Source organism: Streptomyces sp. ISL-96, assembly GCF_018614035.1.
GTDB lineage: Bacteria > Actinomycetota > Actinomycetes > Streptomycetales > Streptomycetaceae > Streptomyces.
On sequence record NZ_JAGGPA010000021.1, the window covers coordinates 1 to 17,173 of the forward strand.

15 protein-coding genes are annotated in these 17,173 nt (G+C 69.5%); 4 read left to right on the plus strand and 11 right to left on the minus strand.

The genetic code is table 11. From position 1 onward, the window contains the following. Nucleotides 1–49: 49 nt before the first annotated feature. From J7E96_RS14890 to J7E96_RS14940, 11 genes are all read right to left on the minus strand, one after another. Nucleotides 50–1,333 carry a polysaccharide lyase family 1 protein gene (locus J7E96_RS14890; RefSeq protein ID WP_215131424.1) on the minus strand — a complete coding sequence of 428 codons (1,284 nt, stop codon included), beginning with the start codon at nucleotides 1,331–1,333 and terminating at the stop codon, nucleotides 50–52. Beyond that, complete coding sequence (locus tag J7E96_RS14895; protein WP_215131426.1) at nucleotides 1,333–2,172, minus strand: rhamnogalacturonan acetylesterase; 840 nt, start codon at nucleotides 2,170–2,172, stop codon at nucleotides 1,333–1,335. The genes J7E96_RS14890 and J7E96_RS14895 overlap by 1 nt, the downstream gene beginning before the upstream one ends. Beyond that, nucleotides 2,169–3,455 carry a sugar ABC transporter substrate-binding protein gene (locus tag J7E96_RS14900; RefSeq protein ID WP_251069933.1) on the minus strand — a complete coding sequence of 429 codons (1,287 nt, stop codon included), beginning with the start codon at nucleotides 3,453–3,455 and terminating at the stop codon, nucleotides 2,169–2,171. The genes J7E96_RS14895 and J7E96_RS14900 overlap by 4 nt, the downstream gene beginning before the upstream one ends. Before the next feature lie 83 nt (nucleotides 3,456–3,538). After that, entirely contained in the window at nucleotides 3,539–5,092 is a 1,554-nt protein-coding gene (locus tag J7E96_RS14905) for a glycoside hydrolase 43 family protein (RefSeq protein WP_215131430.1), read from the minus strand. After that, the gene (locus tag J7E96_RS14910) at nucleotides 5,089–5,946 is read right to left on the minus strand and encodes a PmoA family protein (protein ID WP_374196679.1); all 858 of its coding nucleotides are present in this window, start codon (nucleotides 5,944–5,946) and stop codon (nucleotides 5,089–5,091) included. Before J7E96_RS14910 ends, J7E96_RS14905 begins: the two co-directional genes overlap by 4 nt. Continuing rightward, nucleotides 5,943–7,094: a Gfo/Idh/MocA family protein gene (locus tag J7E96_RS14915; protein ID WP_215131432.1), complete on the minus strand. Its 1,152-nt coding sequence runs from the start codon at nucleotides 7,092–7,094 to the stop codon at nucleotides 5,943–5,945. The genes J7E96_RS14910 and J7E96_RS14915 overlap by 4 nt, the downstream gene beginning before the upstream one ends. Then, nucleotides 7,091–8,011: a carbohydrate ABC transporter permease gene (locus J7E96_RS14920; protein WP_215131434.1), complete on the minus strand. Its 921-nt coding sequence runs from the start codon at nucleotides 8,009–8,011 to the stop codon at nucleotides 7,091–7,093. Before J7E96_RS14920 ends, J7E96_RS14915 begins: the two co-directional genes overlap by 4 nt. Then, a complete protein-coding gene (locus J7E96_RS14925) occupies nucleotides 8,008–8,943 on the minus strand; it encodes a carbohydrate ABC transporter permease (RefSeq protein ID WP_215131435.1) in 936 nt (311 codons plus the stop codon). The genes J7E96_RS14920 and J7E96_RS14925 overlap by 4 nt, the downstream gene beginning before the upstream one ends. Before the next feature lie 89 nt (nucleotides 8,944–9,032). Next, the gene (araD, locus tag J7E96_RS14930; RefSeq protein WP_215131438.1) at nucleotides 9,033–10,763 is read right to left on the minus strand and encodes an L-arabinonate dehydratase; all 1,731 of its coding nucleotides are present in this window, start codon (nucleotides 10,761–10,763) and stop codon (nucleotides 9,033–9,035) included. Then, nucleotides 10,760–11,677, minus strand: a complete 918-nt coding sequence (locus tag J7E96_RS14935) for a dihydrodipicolinate synthase family protein (RefSeq protein ID WP_215131440.1) — start codon at nucleotides 11,675–11,677, stop codon at nucleotides 10,760–10,762. The genes araD and J7E96_RS14935 overlap by 4 nt, the downstream gene beginning before the upstream one ends. Beyond that, complete coding sequence (locus J7E96_RS14940) at nucleotides 11,674–12,321, minus strand: GntR family transcriptional regulator (RefSeq protein ID WP_215131442.1); 648 nt, start codon at nucleotides 12,319–12,321, stop codon at nucleotides 11,674–11,676. The genes J7E96_RS14935 and J7E96_RS14940 overlap by 4 nt, the downstream gene beginning before the upstream one ends. A 497-nt stretch (nucleotides 12,322–12,818) precedes the next feature. Here J7E96_RS14940 and J7E96_RS14945 point away from each other — a divergent pair, with 497 nt between their 5' ends. Genes J7E96_RS14945 through J7E96_RS14960 form a run of 4 tightly spaced genes read left to right on the plus strand, consistent with a single transcriptional unit; the run spans nucleotide 12,819 to nucleotide 17,156 of the window. Continuing rightward, nucleotides 12,819–13,895, plus strand: coding sequence for a family 43 glycosylhydrolase (locus J7E96_RS14945; protein WP_215131444.1), 1,077 nt, complete (start codon nucleotides 12,819–12,821; stop codon nucleotides 13,893–13,895). Further along, the gene (locus J7E96_RS14950; protein ID WP_215131446.1) at nucleotides 13,895–14,983 is read left to right on the plus strand and encodes a rhamnogalacturonan acetylesterase; all 1,089 of its coding nucleotides are present in this window, start codon (nucleotides 13,895–13,897) and stop codon (nucleotides 14,981–14,983) included. Before J7E96_RS14945 ends, J7E96_RS14950 begins: the two co-directional genes overlap by 1 nt. A gap of 32 nt (nucleotides 14,984–15,015) precedes the next feature. Beyond that, nucleotides 15,016–16,305 carry an ABC transporter substrate-binding protein gene (locus J7E96_RS14955; RefSeq protein ID WP_215131448.1) on the plus strand — a complete coding sequence of 430 codons (1,290 nt, stop codon included), beginning with the start codon at nucleotides 15,016–15,018 and terminating at the stop codon, nucleotides 16,303–16,305. Beyond that, nucleotides 16,302–17,156, plus strand: coding sequence for a carbohydrate ABC transporter permease (locus J7E96_RS14960; RefSeq protein ID WP_374196681.1), 855 nt, complete (start codon nucleotides 16,302–16,304; stop codon nucleotides 17,154–17,156). Before J7E96_RS14955 ends, J7E96_RS14960 begins: the two co-directional genes overlap by 4 nt. The last annotated feature ends 17 nt before the right edge of the window (nucleotides 17,157–17,173 follow it).

The window sequence follows — 17,173 nt, forward strand, 5'->3', positions numbered from 1 at the left end:
CGGGTTGCCTGCGGCGCTTTCCCCGGCAGGGGGCCGGCCGGGGAGGATGTCAGCGCAGGTGCTGCGCGCCCGCCCGCCCCGTCACCAGCGCCGGGACGACTCGCGGGTGGTCGACTCGGGTGCGCAGGACCGGCGTCCAGCCCGCGTCCTCCCGCAGCGGGTTGCCGGGGTTCGCCGTGTTGTGGGCGGCCAGTAGGTCCGTCCGCACGCCGTTGACGTAGTTGTCCTTCGTGGTGACCGGCGCGTCCTTCCACTTCTTCAGGATCTTCGCCGCGCTCACACCGCCGGGCAGCGCGAACGTGTTCCTCTCCGCCACCAGCCGGGATTCGAGACCGATGCCGAAGCTGTACGCGTACCCCTGCGCCGCCACCACGAAGTGGTTGTTGTACGCGTCGACCTGGCCGAACCGCACGCGTGGCGCCCGCTCGACGATATTGCGGAAGAGGTTGTGGTGGAGGGTGACCCGCAGCTTGCCGCGGTCGGTCGCGCCCGCGCTGTCGCTGTTGCCGATCATCAGGGTCTTGTCGTGGTCGGTGAACGCGTTCCAGGACACGGTGACCAGGTCGGCGCCCCTGACGACATCCAGCTCCCCGTCGTGCTGCTGGAACAACTGGCCGTAGTAGAAGGGCTGTTCGCTGTCCGGGCGGCGCCCGTCGGTGAACGTGTTGTGGTCGATCCAGACATGCGTCGAGCCGTACACCACGAGGTTGTCGTACTCGGAGTTCCAGGCGCCCCCGTCCCCGTCCGTGGGGTCCCACTGCGGGAAACAGTCGAAGGCGTCCTCGAAGGTCAGGCCCCGGACCACGACGTTGTCGGTGTCCTTGATCTGGAGGGACCCGCCGAGCACCCGCGCGCCGTTCCCCAGACCGACAATCGTCGTATTCGCCGGGACGTACGCCTTGATCTGCTTGCCCTGCGCGTCGGCCGAGGCGGCACGGGCCTCCTCCAGGGGGCCCGACGGCTGGGCGGTGCCCCAGGTTTTCGGATCGTACGCCGCCAGATACGCGTCCAGGGTGTAGCCGTCGGTGGCGAAGTCCTCGCAGCTCTTGCCGCCCAGCCCGTCGAGCGTGCCGCGCACCCGGATGACCTTCGGCGCGTCACCGCCGTCCTTCAGCGCCTGCTTGAACTCGTCCCAGGTGGCGACGGTGTACGTGTGTGCCGCGTCGGCCCCGGCGCCTCCCGTGGTGCCGCCGCCGGCCGACGCCCAGCCGTCGTATCCGGGCAGCACGTGGGCGGTCCGTACGCCGTCCGGTGAAGCGTGGGCCGTCGCGGCGGGGAGCACGGCGAGCGGCAGTGCCGCCGCAGTGGCCATGGATATGAGGCGAGTACGCATTACGGCTCCTCGTGCCAGGTCAGCCAGGATTCGGGGATCTCCGCACTCAGCCGGCGCAGCTCGTGCGCGCCCAGCACCTTCTCGTCCGCCAGTGCGCGTGCTGTCATCCGGGCCACCTCGATGGCACCGGGCGGATGGAAGTGGGTGTTGTCCGAAACGCCGTCCGGGTAGTTGGGCGATTCGCCCGGCGCCAGCCAGTGGAAGTACGCCTTGCTCGCCTCGGGGCCGAGCTTCTGCCACAGGGCGCGCGAGCGTGCCGCGATGTCCAGCAGCGGTACGTCGTGCGCCGCCGCCAGTGCCCGCATCGCCTCCGGGTACTCGCCGTGCGTCGCCAGCGCCGTACCCGCCGCGTCGAACCGCCTGCGCTCCACGGACGTCAGCAGCACCGGGCGCCCGCCGCGGGCCCGCGCCCCGTCGACGTACCGGAGCAGATGCTCCTGATAGCTCGTCCACGGCTCGGTGTAGCGGGTGGGGTCTTCGCGCTTAGCGTCGTTGTGGCCGAACTGGATGAGGAGGAAGTCCTCCGGGCGGATCGCCTCCAGGATCGGTGTCAGCCGGCCCTCGTCGATGAAACTCTTCGAACTGCGGCCGTTCACGGCGTGGTTGACGACCCTGAGCTTGTGCGACAGGAAGAAGGGGAGCGCCATGCCCCAGCCGGTCTCGGGCGCCGCCGGGGCGTACTTGTCTGCGGCGGTGGAGTCTCCGGCGATGAAGACGTTTCGCATACGGTGAGTTCCTCGGGGGTCTCGCGTGCCCGCCGCCGTGGCCGGCGGGGCGCCGGCCACGGCGAGCGGCAGCACGGCGGCGAGCGTCGCCAGCGCGCGTCGGCGGCTGGTCACTTGTTCTGCTGCTTCCACTCGGCCTGCGCCTCGTTCAGCTCACCGGCAACCTTGTCCAGGAATTCCTTGGGCGTGGACTTCCCGAGCAGGACCTTCTGGAACTCGGGCTCGTTGTCGGCCTTGGTGATCGAATTCCAGTCCGGCAGGTAGTACGGCAGCTGCACGATCTTGGTGCTGCCGTCGGTGAGGGACTGCGCGCCGAGCCTCGTCGGCTCCGACTCGCTGATCCAGCTGTCCTTCGCCGCCTCGGTGTTCGCCGGGATCGCGCCGGCCGCCTCGTTCCACTTGCTGTTCGACTCGTGCGACGCCGCGAACTCGATGAACTTCCACGCCGCGGCCTTGTTCTTGCTCGCCTTGAACAGGCCGAGACCGTCGACCGGGTTGGACACCTGGACCCTGGTGCCGCCGGGACCGGTCGGGTTCGGTATGCCGGCGAACTTCTCCTCCCCCAGCGCCTTCACGTGGTCCTGGTAGGAGCCGAGGTTGTGGCTGAGCATCCCGATCGTGCCGGAGTCCCACTGGGCGACCATCTTGGCGAAGTCGTTGTTGACGTCGGCCTCGGGCGTCGTCCTCTTGTACAGCCCGACGTACTTCTCCAGCGCCGCGACGTTCTTCGGGTCATTGACCGTGGTCTTGTCGCCGTTCCAGAACGTCGTGATGCCCGACTGCCCGTAGATCGCGTCCAGCGCCTGGGCGACCGACCCCGCGCCCCCTCGGATCGTGTACCCGAAGGCGTTCTTGTCCGCGTCGGTCAGCTTCTCGGCCGCCGTGTAGAACGCCTCCCAGGTCTTCGGCGCCTCCAGTCCCGCCGCCTTGAACAGATCGGTCCGGTACCAGAGCGTGCCGTTGTTCGCGGACGTCGGTACGGAGTACATCTCGTCCCCGCGCCCGCCGGCCGTCCTGACGCCCTCCACCATCGACTCGACGAGCTTGCCGTTCAGTTCGGAGTCCTTGATGCGGTCCCCGACCGGCTCCAGTGCGTTCTGCGCGACGATGCCGGAGAGGTACGCCGTACCCACGCCCCCCACGTCCGGCAGGCCGCCGCCCGCGATCGCCGTGTCGTACTTCGACTGCACATCGGTGATCGGGACCGGGACGTACTTGACCTTGATGTCCTTGTTCGCCGCCTCGAAGTCCTTGATGATCTCCTTCCAGATGGCGGTGCGGGGCCCGCCGTTGTTGTCCCAGAAGGTGATCTCGCCCTTGCCCGAACCCTCGTTGCCCGTGTTGCCGCTGCCGTCGTCCCCGCAGGCCGCGGCGGTCAGCGCCAGCACGGCCGCCATCGCGACAGCGGCGGCGGTGCGCCTCCCACGCCCGCGGTGTCCGGTGGAAGTTCTCACGGGCTGCTCTTCTCTCTCGGTGTGCGTCATTGCGACTCCTTGGAGGTACGGAAGTTGGTGAAAAGTGCTGTGCCGGCGGGCCTGGCCCCGGGCGGCGCGGTCGCGAACAGGGCGAGCTGCGCCCCGACCCACCGCCACGGCACGGCCGCGAAGACCTCCCCCGACGGGCGGAACCCGTCGCCCGTGTCGGCCGAGAACCGGCAGCGTGCCCCGGCCGAGACCTCGATCCGCAGCCGCACCCGCCCGCCCGCTCCGGCGGGCACGGGGCGGCTGTACTCGGCGTCCCGTTCGCTCTCGGCCACCGTCTCGGCGTACCGGTGCACGAGCTGTACGCCGCCGTCGGCGCCCCGCTCCAGGCCGATCCAGGAGAAGGCGTCGCCCAGCACGGCGAACCCGGCCTTCGCCCCGACCGCCCGGCTGCTGAGCGTCAGTTCGACCGTCGCGGTGAACTCCGGTGCGGGAAACCGCTGCACGAGCACATTCGGCACCCTGCGCAGGTCGTGCGCGGCGGCCGTACGTACACAGGTCGACAGCAGCCCGTCCCCGGAGTGCGGCACGGTCCATCCGGCATCCGGCCCGGCCGTCCACTGCCACTGCCGTCCGTAGCGTCCGCCGGGGAAGCTGTCGTCGGTGACCGGCGCCGTCACGGGCTGCGGCGGCAGATCAGGCTTGGGATGTACGGACACGGGCTCGCCCGCGTCGCCGATCACCGGCCACCCCGCCTCGTCCCAGCGCATCGGCTGGAGGTGCACCACGCGGCCGTACGCCCCGCGCGCCTGGAAGTGCAGGAACCAGTCCTGCCCGGTCTGGGTGCGCACCCAGCCGCCCTGGTGCGGCCCGTTGACGTCCGTGTCCCCCTGCCGCAGGACGACTTTTCTCTCGTACGGGCCGAAGAACTCCCGCGACCGCAGCGCCCCCTGCCACCCCGTCTCGACCCCTCCGGCCGGCGCGAAGATCCAGAACCAGCCGTCATGGCGGTACAGCTTGGGCCCTTCGAGGGTGAACCAGCCGGGGATCCGGTCCCCGTCGACGATCACCTTGCCCTCGTCGAGCAGGGTGCGCCCGTCGGGGCTCATCCGGTGGCCGGTCAGCCGGTTCTTCACCCCCGAACGGGACTTGGCCCAGGCGTGTACGAGGTACGCCTCGCCGCTCTCCTCGTCCCACAGCGGGCACGGGTCGATCAGCCCCTTTCCCGCCTTCAGCAGATGCGGCTTGGTCCACGGCCCGCGGATGTCCCGCGCGCTGATCTGGTGGATGCCCCGGTCCGGGTCGCCCCAGAAGATCCAGAACCGGCCGCCGCTGTGCCGCAGGGACGGCGCCCACACCCCGCAGTCGTGCCGCGGCCCGCCGGACTCGTCCTCACCGACCGGCGCCGGCCGTTCCAGGGCGTGCCCGATCACCGACCAGTTCACGAGATCACGCGAGTGCAGCAGCGGCAGCCCCGGCGACCGGCCGAAGCTGGAAGCGGTGAGGTAGTAGTCCTCGCCGGCCCGCAGCACATCCGGATCGGACCAGTCCGCGGCGAGCACCGGATTGCGGTACGTGCCGTCTCCCCGGTCGGCGGTCCACGGCCGGCTCACGAGCCCACCGCCCTGCTGATGTACGCCGCCGAGGCCTCCCGGTCCAGAACGCCGTCGGCCACGACCGTGACCAGGCGGCGTACGACCGTCGCCCCCGCGGGAACCGGCAGCCGCTCCGCCCAGGCGAGCGCCGAGCCCACCCCCGGATACTCCCCGGTCCGTACGAACCACGGATCGCGGCGGGTCTCGGCGGTCGCCCCGGCGAACACCAGCGTCCAGCCCTGCCCCGCCAGCCCCAGCCAGTCGGCGGTCCGCCCGTGCACCGCCTCCTCGCCCTCCCCGTTCGCGGTGAACGCCACCGGCGCCGCGGCCTCCTTCGGCGCGCGCCAGAAGAAGCCGCCGTACCCGGCGCCCGCGCGGCCGTTGGTGGCCGGGCTGCCGATGGACAGGTCACCGCCCGAGGTGTTGGTGAGCGAGAAGGTGAAGTCAAGCGCCCAGGCCAGGCCGTCCAGTTCGGTGGCGGCGACCGTGCGGTGCTCGTGCAGCAGCTCGGCCGAGCACTCAGCACCGGTCTGCCAGCTCAGCTCCTCCACGAACCCGTCCGGGTCGCGCAGCTTCCATCCCCGGTGCACCTGGGAGCCGTGGTTGTCGAGCTCCACGGACCCCTGATCGCGTACGTAGGTGCGCCCGCCCCAGAAGTTGGCGCCCGCCACATCGGGCACGGCGATTCCCACCCCCAGATGATGAACGTGGTCCTCAGGCATCTCCTCGGTGACCGCCACACCGCCGAGCGTCGAGACGGGGTGCAGGTACGGGCGCGCCGAGAGATGGGGCGCGAGCGTCGGGCTGAAGGTGTAGCGGCCGACGGGACGACCCGAACAGAGCAGTGTGTGCGCGGAGTTCAAGGTGTTCACGGTGTTCTCACCTCGCTGGCGGGCACCCAGGGGACGCCCAGTTCGGAGAAGAGGGTCAGGGTCTCGGCGCTCGCGGCGACCACAGCGTCCACACCTGACACGATCCGGCGCGGCGCCGACGACTCACCGGGCGCGGTGCGCCAGGCGGACGCGGGCAGCGGGAGCGGATCGGGAGCGAGCCGGATCGCTTCGACGACCCGCATGAACGCTCCCGTGAGCTCCGGGGGTACCAGGAGCGGCGTGTCCCGCGTCAGGTGGAGGATCAGGTTCTCCAGCAGATCCGTCCTGCCGTGCAGAAACTCCTCAGGTCCGTGCCCCGCGCGCTGCACCAGCACCCGGTCCTGCCTGTACCAGAAGGTGATCCGGCCCAGGTCGCCGTGGGCGACGACGTACGGCTCACCCGGCTGCTCGGCGCAGAGCGTCGCGGCGACGGTGACCGGCAGGCCGGCCGTCGTCGTGATCCGTACACAGGAGGTGTCGTCCGACTCGATGTCATTGGCGCGCAGCAGCTCCGACTCGATGTCCGCCACGTCCTCGGCCCGCGAACTGCCGCCCACGGCGAGGGCGGTGGCTACCGCGTGCGCCAGCGGATTGGTCAGCGCCCCGTCCACCACGTCGATGGCGCCGATGCGCCGGCGGCCCGACCACGGGGCCCGGGTGAAGTACGCGGTGTCCCGCACCCACGCGCCGGCGGCGCCGACGCCCCGCAGTTCACCGATCGCGCCTTGGGCGATCAGGGCGCGGATGGCGGGGACGGCGTGCGAGCCGAGCGACTGGAAGCCGATCTGGCAGACGGTGCCGGCCGCCCGTACACCGTCCGCCATCCGCTCGAACTCCGCGTACGACGGCGCGGGCGGCTTCTCCAGCAGCAGATGTACGCCGCGCTCCGCCGCCGCCAGCGCAAGGTCGGTGTGGGTCTGGATGGGCGTACAGATGATGGCGATCCGGGCGCCGGTGGAGTCCAGCAGCGCGCCGAAGTCCGCGGACTGCTCGGGGCTGCCGAATCCCTCCAGCTCGTCGGTGTCCAGCGGCTTCAGCTCGCATATTCCGGCGAGCCGGGCGAGACCCAGCTGTTCGAGACGGCGGACGTTGTACAGATGGGAGCGGCCGTGACCGCGCGCCCCGGCGAGTACGACGGGCAGGCTCATCCCTTCACCGCCCCGGCGCTGAAGCCGGTGATCAGCCACTTCTGGATGAAGGCGAAGACGATCACAACCGGTACGGCGGCGATGACACCGCCCGCGGCCAGCGCGCCCAGGTCGACGCTGTCGGCGCCGATGAGGGTGTTGAGGCCGACCGGGATCGTCTGCTTGTCCTGCTCGCTCAGGAACATCAGGGCGAACAGGAAGTGGTTCCAGCTGTGCACGAAGGCGAAGGAGCCGACGGCGATCAGCCCCGGCCGCAGCAGCGGCAGCACCACCGCGCAGAACGCCCGGAACCGCGAACAGCCGTCCACCCAGGCGGCCTCCTCCAGGGAGACCGGCACGTTCTTGATGAAACCGCTGATGAGGATGATCGACAGCGGCAGCTGGAAGACGGTCTCCGCGATGATGACGCTGCCCAGGGAGTTGATCAGCTGGAGGTTCTTGAAGATCTCGAAGAGCGGTACGAGCATCAGCGCGCCCGGGATGAACTGCGAGCACAGCAGCGCCAGCATGAAGCCGCTCTTGATCCGGAACTCGAAGCGCGCCAGGGCGTAGCCGCCCGCCAGCGCGATCCCGGTCGTCATGACGAGGGTCGCCACCCCGACGATCATGCTGTTCTCGAAGAACATCCCGAAGCTGCGCTCGTTCCACACCTTCGCGAAGTGCTCGAAGGTCAGCGGCCAGGGCACCAGCGAAGTGGATCCGGCGGGCCGCAGAGCGAAGAGGACCATCCAGTAGAAGGGGACGAGGGTGAAGAGCAGGTAGAGGCCGAGCGGCAGGTAGATCTGCCAGCGCGGTACGTCGTCGAAGGCGCGCTCGCGCCTGGGCCTGCGGCGTATGCCGCGCCCCGGCGGGGCGGCGGTCGGGTCGGGAGCGGGCAGGGCCTCGCGTGCGCCCTTCTCCGCCAGTGCTGCGGTCACTTGGTGTCGCCTCCGAACTTGCTCAGGCGCAGGTAGAGGATCGAGCAGAAGAGGAGGATCACGAAGGCGACCGTGGTGAGCGCCGACGCGTAGCCGAAGTCGTGGCCCTCGATGCCGGTGTTGGCGACGTACAGCGGCAGCGTGGTGGTGACGCCGGCCGGTCCGCCGCCGGTGAGGGTGTAGAGCAGGTCGACGTTGTTGAACTCCCAGACGCCGCGCAGCAGCGTGGCCAGGACGATCGCGTCCCTGAGGTGCGGCAGGGTGATGTGGAAGAACTGCCGGGACCTGTTCGCCCCGTCGACGGAGGCCGCCTCGTACAGCTCCTTCGGGACGGACTGCAGGTCGGCGAGGATGAGGATCGCGAAGAAGGGGACGCCGCGCCAGAGCTCGGTGAGGACCGCCGCCCAGAAGACGGTGCCGGTGTCGGAGAGGACCGAGGTGCCGTACGAGCCGATGCCCGCGTCCGCCAGGTAGCGGCTGACGCCGGTGGAGGGGTTGTAGAGCAGCATCCAGATCGTGGTAGTCAGCACACCGGACACGGCCCAGGGTGAGAAGACCATGGCGCGGGCGATGCCGCGTCCTATGAAGGTCTGGTTGACGATGAGCGCGAGGACGAGTCCGAGGGCGAGTTGCAGCCCCACCTGGACGACGACCCACCGGGCGCTGAAGCCCAGAGTCGTCCAGAACTGCGGGTCGTCGGTGAAGACGCGGGTGAAGTTGTCGAAGCCCGCGAAGCCGTTGCGCCACGGCTTGGTGACGTTGTAGTGCTGAAGGCTGTAGTAGAAGACGCTGATGACCGGATAGACGATGAAGCCCAGCATCAGCAGCCCGGCGGGCGCGATGAGCAGATACGGGAGCCGGCGGGGCGGTGCTCCCACGCGGCGCCCCGGCGCCCTGGGCTTTCTGGCCACGGCTGAGGCGGCTGAGGCCATGACTGCTGCTCCGTTCTCGGTGCGGATGTGAAGCGCTTGCCGGATGTTGTTCGAGATCCCGAACAAAAGGAGAGGGGTACGGAGGCGGGTCAGCCCGCGTAGGGGTCGGGCACTTCGCCCGGCCGGGACAGGAACGCGAAGTCGCAGCCGGTGTCGGCCTGGGTGATCTGCTCGCTGTACAGCGCGCCGTAGCCACGCTCGTACTTCGCGGGCGGCTTCACCCACTCGGCGCGGCGACGCTCCAACTCCTCGTCCGGCACCTCGAGTCGGAGCGACCTGGCCGCGACATCGAGGGTGATCGCATCTCCGGTCCGTACCAGGGCCAGCGGTCCGCCGACGTACGACTCGGGTGCGATGTGCAGCACGCACGTGCCGTAACTCGTGCCGCTCATACGGGCGTCGGAGATCCGGACCATGTCCCTCACCCCCTCCTTGAGCAGGTGGTCGGGGATCGGCAGCATCCCGTACTCCGGCATTCCGGGACCGCCCTTGGGGCCGGCGTTGCGCAGAACGAGCACGGTGTCGGCGGTGATGCCGAGAGACGGATCGTTGATGGTGCGCTGCATGGTCTTGTAGTCGTCGAAGACGACCGCCGGGCCCGTGTGCCTGAGCAGGCCGGGCTCGGCGGCGATGTGCTTGATGACGGCGCCGTCCGGACACAGATTGCCCCGCAGTACCGCGACCCCGCCCTCATCCGCGAGCGGTTCGCAAGGTGGCCTGATCACCTCGGGGTTGTGCACCACCGCGCCGGCGAGCTGCTCGCGCAGCGAGTCGTGCGCCACGGTGGGCCGGTCCAGATGCAGTACGTCCGTCAGCTGCGCCAGGAACGCCGGCAGCCCGCCCGCGAAGTGGAAGTCCTCCATCAGGTACTGGCCGCCCGGCCGCAGATTCGCCAGCACCGGGACCGTCCGCGCGATCCGGTCGAAGTCGTCGAGGACGAGCGGCACTTGGGAGCGTCCGGCCATCGCGATCAGATGGATCACGGCGTTGGTGGAGCCGCCCAGCGCCAGCACGGTCGCGACGGCGTCCTCGTACGCCGGCCGGGTCAGGATGTGCGACAGTCGCAGATCCCGGTGTACGAGTTCGACGATCCGGCGGCCCGAGGCCGCGGCCATCCGGTCGTGCCCGGAATCCACGGCCGGGATCGAAGAGGCACCCGGCATGGTGACACCCAGCGCCTCGGCCGCGGCGGTCAGCGTGGACGCCGTCCCCATGGTCATGCAGGTGCCGGGGGAGCGGGCGAGACCGTTCTCCAGCTCGGCCAGTTCGGCGTCACCGACCAGCCCGGCCCGCCAGTCGTCCCAGTACTTCCACATGTCCGTACCGGAGCCGAGCACCTCGTCGCGCCAGTGGCCCGGCAGCATCGGTCCGGCCGGGACGAAGACGGCCGGCAGATCGACGGACGCGGCGCCCATCAGCAGCGCGGGCGTCGACTTGTCGCAGCCGCCCAGCAGCACGGCGCCGTCCACGGGGTAGGAACGCAGCAGCTCCTCCGTCTCCATGGCCAGCATGTTCCGGTAGAGCATGGGCGTCGGCTTCTGGAACGTCTCGGAGAGGGTGGAGACCGGGAATTCGAGCGGGAAACCCCCGGCCTGCCACACGCCGCGCTTGACCGCCTGCGCCCGGTCCCGCAGGTGCACATGGCAGGGGTTGATGTCCGACCAGGTGTTGAGGACCGCGATCACCGGCTTGCCCAGGTGCTCCTCGGGGAGGTAACCGAGCTGGCGGGTGCGGGCGCGGTGACTGAACGACCGGAGACCTTCGCTCCCGTACCACTGATGGCTGCGCAGACTCTCCGGATCCCTCATGCGGCCACTCATACGGACCACCCGGCTATCAGCTCCGCGATCTCGGCGCGCCGGTCCTCCGGGAGCACCCGGCTCGGTGCGCGGACATCGCGACGGCACAGTCCGAGAGAGGCCAGCGCCTCCTTCACGACCGTGACGTTGTCGGCGGACTGCCGGGCTGCCCGCAGCTCCTCGAACGTACGGATCTGCTCCCAGGTCTTCATGGCGGCGGGGTAGTCCCCGGCGCGCAACGCGTCGAGCATCCCCAGTGACACCGACGGGGCGACGTTGACGAGCCCCGAGGTGAAGCCGGTGGCGCCGGCGGCGAAATAGGGGGGCGCGTACAGCTCGGCGAGCCCGGCGACCCAGACGAAGCGGTCCAGGCCCGCGTCCCGCGCGAAGGCGGCGAAGCGCGCCGCGTCCGGCACGGCGTACTTCACACCGATGACATTGGGGCAGGTGTCGCCCAACGCGGCAAGACTCTCCGCGCTCAGCAGCGGATTGCGGATGTACGGGACGACTCCGAGCTCCGGTACCGCCTCGGCGATGGCGCGGTGGTAGTCGGCCCAGCCGTCCTGCGAGACGTACGGATGGACGGGCTGATGCACCATCAGCATCTGCGCGCCGGCGTCCCGGGCGTGCTCGGCGGCGGCGACGGCGGTCGGCACGTCGTGCCCGACGCCGACGACGACGATGGCGCGGCCGTCAGCCTCCTCGATGGTCAGTTCGGTGACGTCACGGCGTTCCTCGGGAGTGAGGGCGTAGAACTCGCCGGTGTTTCCGTTCGGCGTCAGCGTCCGCACGCCGCCGTCCAGCAGCCGGCCCAGCAGGGCCCGGTGGGCGGCGATGTCGATGGAGCCGTCGGCGGCGAAGGGCGTCACCGGGATCGCCACGACGTCGGCGAGCGCGCTGCGCAGAGCGGAGAAGTCGGCGGCCGTGCTGGTCATGCGGGTTCCCCCTCCGGGAAGGCGCGCTGTACGAAGTCGGCGATGTGGGTGTGCAGGGCGCGGGCGGCTCCCTCCGCGTCGCCGTCGAGCGCGAGCCGCAGAATCTCCAGGTGCTCAACCGCTTCGTGCTTCCAGGACGGGACGGCGGCCCAGGCGACGGTCGAGACGAGGGCCGCCTGGTCGCGTACCTCGTCCAGCATCCTGGCGAGCAGCGGATTGCCGCAGGGCAGATAGAGCGCGCGGTGGAACTCCCGGTTGGCTAGGGAGCGTTCGGCCTGGTCGGTCGCCTCCTCGGCCTGGACGAGCGCCTCGCGGGCGGCTTCCAGGCAGGCGCGGGAGGTGATGGTGCGGCGCAGGGCCTCCGGTTCGAGGAGCAGCCGTACGTCGTACACCTCACGGGCCATGGCGGCGTCGACCGTCCGTACCGTGACGCCCTTGTACTGGTTCATTACGACGAGTCCGGTCCCCGCCAGGGTCTTGAGCGCCTCGCGCACCGGAGTCTTCGACACGCCGAACTGGGCGGCCAGCTCGGTCTCGACCAGGGCCTGGCCCGGGCTGAGTCCGCCGGTGAGGATGGCGTGCTTGATCCCCTCCAGCACGTACTGCGTGCGGGAGGGGATCGGACTCGGAGGAGCGAAAGCCATGGGGACTCACATATCTCGCGTATGGCGTCTCATATATGACGTACGAAGTACGACGCGAAGAAGCTAAGTCCGTTCCCATGTTTCGTCAATGCTTCTGGCAGAAGAACTTCGGTGGCGAGGACGGAGGTTGATGTCAGGGGGTGTACGCGCCGAGCAGTCGGTCGTACTCCTCTGGGGCGGAGCCCCTCACGCGGCGGAGCCCCTCACGCGGCGGAGCCGCAAAATGTCACAGCGGGAAGGGGCGGGTAGGGGAAAAGCCCCGCAGGGAAACCGAGCGCAGCCAGTGCCGGACGCTAAACCCGCCCCCGAGGCTCCCGCAAGGCTCCCGGACGTAGTTCGTTCGAAATCAAGTTCACCGTTCGAGGTGTCGAACATCAAACATCACACCCGCACTCCCAGGGGCTGGTGCGCAAGCCAACACCCCATTACCGTCTCCGCTGCACAGGATCTCGTACGCCATTCGATATACCGAACAGCCGGAAGGGAAAGCCACCCTGATGCGCAGTCAGATACCGCCGCCCACCCGCAGAGGCGTGCTCCGAGGCGCCCTCGCCCTCGGTGCGGTCGCCGCCCACGCCGCCGCCGCAACCCCCGCCCACGCCGCCGGCACCGCCGCCCCCACCAACCCGCTCGTCCGCCAGCGCGCCGACCCCCACATCCACCGCCACACCGACAGGCGCTACTACTTCACCGCCACCGCACCCGAGTACGACCGGATCATCCTGCGCAGCTCCCGCACCCTCGCCGGTCTGGCAACGGCCGAAGAGGCTGTCATCTGGCGCCGGCACGCCACCGGCGACATGGCCGCGCACATCTGGGCGCCCGAGATCCATCACATCAACGGGGCCTGGTACATCTACTTCGCCTCCGCGCCCGCCGACGACGTATGGAAAATCCGCATCTGGGTGCTGGAGAACAAGAGCGCCAACCCCTTCCGCGGCACCTGGACCGAGAAGGGCCGGCTCACCACCGCCTGGGACACCTTCTCGCTCGACGCCACCACCTTCACCCACAACTCCGACCGCTATCTCGCCTGGGCGCAGCACGAACCCGGAATGGACAACAACACCGGCGTCTCCCTCTCCCGCATGGCGAACCCATGGACCCTCACAGGGCCCCAAGTACGCCTCACTACACCCGAGTACGACTGGGAGCGCATCGGGTTCAAGGTCAATGAAGGCCCCTCGGTCATCCGGCGCAACGGCCGCCTCTTCATGACCTACTCGGCGAGCGCGACCGACGCGAACTACTGCCTCGGCCTGCTCACCGCCGACGAGAACGCCGACCTTCTCGCGCCCGGCACCTGGAAGAAGTCCCCGGTCCCCGTCTTCACCAGCAACGACACGACCGCCCAATACGGCCCGGGCCACAACTCCTTCACCGTCGCCGAGGACGGCCGCACCGACGTCATGGTCTACCACGCCCGCCAGTACAAGGCGATCGCCGGCGACCCGCTGCACGATCCCAACCGCCACACCCGCATCCAGCGGCTCGGCTGGAAACCGGACGGCACCCCCGACTTCGGCGTGCCCGTCGCCGACGGCCCGGTCCGGATCCTCGGCGGGAGGCCTTGATGCGTCGCCGCTCAGGCACCGCGGTCGCCCTGCTCGCCCTGGCTACGGCCACCATCACCGCACTCGCCGCCGTACCCAGCGCACACGCCCACGCTGCCACACTCGGCCCCGGTGTCGAAGGGTGCGCCCCCGCGCTGTGCCATGTCGACGTCCCGCCCGGGACGTACAACGTCACCGTCACGCTCGGCGGCGCGGAGGCGGGCAGTACCTCCGTCACGGCCGAGACGCGCCGGACCCTGCTCACCGAGGCGCCCACCGCCCCCGGGCAGCGGATGCGCCGCACCTTCACCGTCGACGTACGCGAACCCGAGGGCGAGCCCACGGGCCCGGCCGGCAGCCCCGGCCTCGATCTCGTCGTCGGTGGTACGTCGCCGAAACTCGCCGCACTGCGCGTCACCCCGGCGCCCGGCGCGCGCAAGGTCGTGCTGGTCGGCGACTCGACCGTATGCGACCAGCCGGGTGCGCCGTACGCGGGCTGGGGGCAGCAACTGCCCCAGTACCTCGAACGAGGCGTCGCCGTCGCCAACTACGCCGACTCGGGGGAGGGTTCGCAGTCGGTGCTCGATAATCCCGCGCTCTTTCCGGCCGCCCTCGCGCGGGTGCGCCGAGGTGACCTCGTCCTCGTCCAGCTCGCCCACAACGACAAGCAGACCCCGGCCGCCACCTACCGGGCCAACCTCGCCACCATGGTCGACCAGGTACGTGCCAAGGGCGGCCGGCCCGTGCTCGTCACCCCGATCGTGCGCCGGTGGTTCAACTCCGACGGCACGCTCAACAACGGCACCGCGCTCCTCGTCAACGGCCTCGGCATCGACCTCCCCGCCGAGATCCGCGCCCTGGCGGCCGATGCGGACGTACCACTGATCGACCTCACGGCCCTCACCAAGCGGCGCGTCGAGGAGCTCGGCCCCCAGCCCTCCAAAGCCCTGTATCTGTACGACGAGAAGCGCGACAACACCCACACGTCCGTACGCGGAGCCACCGAGTACGCCGCGTTCGTGAACGGTGAACTGCGTGCTCTCCTGCTGTCCAAACCGTTGACGGGCCCTGTGGGCACTCGTACATTGCCCCGGCAAGCGCTTTCCTAAAACGATTCAATCGTTAGACGAAGAGGTGAACCATGCGCACATCCAGGCATGTTGAGAGGCGAACCTTCCTCAAGGCGGCCGGAGCCTCACTGGCGACTGTCGGGCTGACAGCGGCAGGCTGTGGGGGCGGAAGCGGTTCCGCCGGCGGGCCCGTGACCATCAGGTACGCCTGGTGGGGCGCCGACGACCGGGCCAAGAAGATCAACCAGTCGATCGCGCTCTTCGAGAAGAAGTACCCGAAGATCAAGGTCAAGACGGACTTCCAGCCCTACCTCGACTTCTGGAAGAAGTTCAACACCCAGGCGGCGGGCGGCAACGCGCCCGACGTCATCCAGAACGCCGTCACCTTCCTGCGCAAGTACGCCGCCCGCAATGTGCTCCTCGACCTGAACCCCCAGGTGAAGGCGGGCAACCTCAGCACCGACAACTTCCGCTCCGGCCTGGAGAAGTTCGCCGAGGTCGACGGCAAGCTGCTCGGCCTGCCGGTCGGATCGAACTCGATGGGCTACATCATCGACGAGAAGGTCTACGACAAGGCCGGCGTCACCCCGGAGTACGGCTGGACCTGGGACGACTGGTACGCCGGCCTCCAGAAGATCAAGAGCAAGACCGGCGTCGCCGGCGACTCCGGCCCGCACTCGATCATGTACTACTACGACCTCAAACTGCGCCAGCAGGGCAAGGCGTTCTTCACCGAGGACGGACTCGGATTCGAGGAGAGCGACCTCGAGGCCGAATGGACCGAGGCGATGAAGCGGACCCGCTCCGGCGTCTACGCCGATCCGAAGCGGGTCGAACAGATCAAGCCCAAGGCCGCGGCCGCGGGGGGCCTGTCGGCCGGCGAGTTCACCTGGGACAACTTCACCGTCCGCTACGCCGCCGAGGGCAAGAGCACGTACGGCATCGCACCCATCCCGACGACCGACGGCAAGAAGACCGGCCAGTACCTCGGCTCGCTCATGCTCAGCGGCACCGCCAGGACCAAGCACCCCAAGGAGGTCGCCACCTTCATCAACTTCATGGTCCACGACCCGGAGGTGGGCCGGATCATGGGTTACGACCGCGGAGTGCTCTCCACCACCGAGCAGTTCGAGGCGTTCGAGCCCACCGACAAGGTGAGCAAGCAGATCTCCGCGTACGAGACGAAGATCGCCGAGACGGGCGTACTGGAGCCCATCACCCCGCACCCCGCCGGCGCCGACGTCATTGAGGGGGCCTTCCTGCGCCTCGCCACGGAGATGAGCCTCGACAAGGCGTCACCGGGCGAGGCGGTCGACAAGTTCTTCTCGGAGGCGAAGACGGCCTTCACCGCGAACGCCTGAGGGGACCGGCAGTGACGCACACCGTCCACCCCCCGCCGCCGGCCGAACCCGCCGCCCCGCCGCCCGGACCGGGGCGGCCCGCACCGCGCCCTGCCGGGCGGCGGCGCGGCAGCCGCCGCGAGAACCTCGCGGGCTACCTCTTCATGTCGCCCTGGATCGCCGGGTTCCTGGTCCTCACGGCCGGCCCCATGACAGCTTCCCTCTACTTCGCCTTCACCGACTACAACCTCTTCGACGCCCCGCAGTGGGTCGGCGTCAAGAACTTCAGCGACATGTTCGCCGACCCCCGCTGGCAGAAGTCGGTCGAGGTCACGGTCAAGTACGTCGTCATCGGTACGCCGCTGAAACTCATCGCGGCGCTCGGCGTGGCACTCCTGCTTGCCCAGAGCCGCCGCGGCCAGGCCTTCTACCGGGCCGCGTTCTACGCCCCGTCGCTGATCGGCGCCAGCGTCTCCGTCGCCGTCGTATGGCGGGCGATCTTCACCGACGACGCCGTGGTCGACCGTACGGGGCAGCTCTTCGGCATGAACGCCGGCGGCTGGGTCGGCGACCCCGACATGATCCTGTACGCCCTGGTCGCCCTCACCGTCTGGCAGTTCGGCGCGCCCGTGGTCATCTTCCTGGCCGGACTGAAGCAGGTGCCGCGCGAGCTGTACGAAGCGGCCGAGATGGACGGCGCCGGGCCATGGCGCCGGTTCTGGAACATCACGCTGCCGATGATCTCGCCGGTGCTCTTCTTCAACGTCCTGCTGGAAACCATCCACTCCTTCCAGATCTTCGGCTCGGCGTACATCCTCGGTGGCCAGGGCAACCCCTGCGGTCCCGCCGACGCCACGCTCGTCTACCTCTGATCTTGCGCAGTGCTCCC

Bases quoted from the DNA above. Each gene is read 5' to 3' on its own strand.
- J7E96_RS14890 (WP_215131424.1), bottom strand. From the start codon at position 1,333: ATGCGTACTCGCCTCATATCCATGGCCACTGCGGCGGCACTGCCGCTC.
- J7E96_RS14900 (WP_251069933.1), bottom strand. From the start codon at position 3,455: ATGGCGGCCGTGCTGGCGCTGACCGCCGCGGCCTGCGGGGACGACGGC.
- J7E96_RS14915 (WP_215131432.1), bottom strand. From the start codon at position 7,094: ATGAGCCTGCCCGTCGTACTCGCCGGGGCGCGCGGTCACGGCCGCTCC.
- J7E96_RS14925 (WP_215131435.1), bottom strand. From the start codon at position 8,943: ATGGCCTCAGCCGCCTCAGCCGTGGCCAGAAAGCCCAGGGCGCCGGGG.
- araD (WP_215131438.1), bottom strand. From the start codon at position 10,763: ATGAGTGGCCGCATGAGGGATCCGGAGAGTCTGCGCAGCCATCAGTGG.
- J7E96_RS14935 (WP_215131440.1), bottom strand. From the start codon at position 11,677: ATGACCAGCACGGCCGCCGACTTCTCCGCTCTGCGCAGCGCGCTCGCC.
- J7E96_RS14940 (WP_215131442.1), bottom strand. From the start codon at position 12,321: ATGGCTTTCGCTCCTCCGAGTCCGATCCCCTCCCGCACGCAGTACGTG.
- J7E96_RS14945 (WP_215131444.1), top strand. From the start codon at position 12,819: ATGCGCAGTCAGATACCGCCGCCCACCCGCAGAGGCGTGCTCCGAGGC.
- J7E96_RS14950 (WP_215131446.1), top strand. From the start codon at position 13,895: ATGCGTCGCCGCTCAGGCACCGCGGTCGCCCTGCTCGCCCTGGCTACG.
- J7E96_RS14955 (WP_215131448.1), top strand. From the start codon at position 15,016: ATGCGCACATCCAGGCATGTTGAGAGGCGAACCTTCCTCAAGGCGGCC.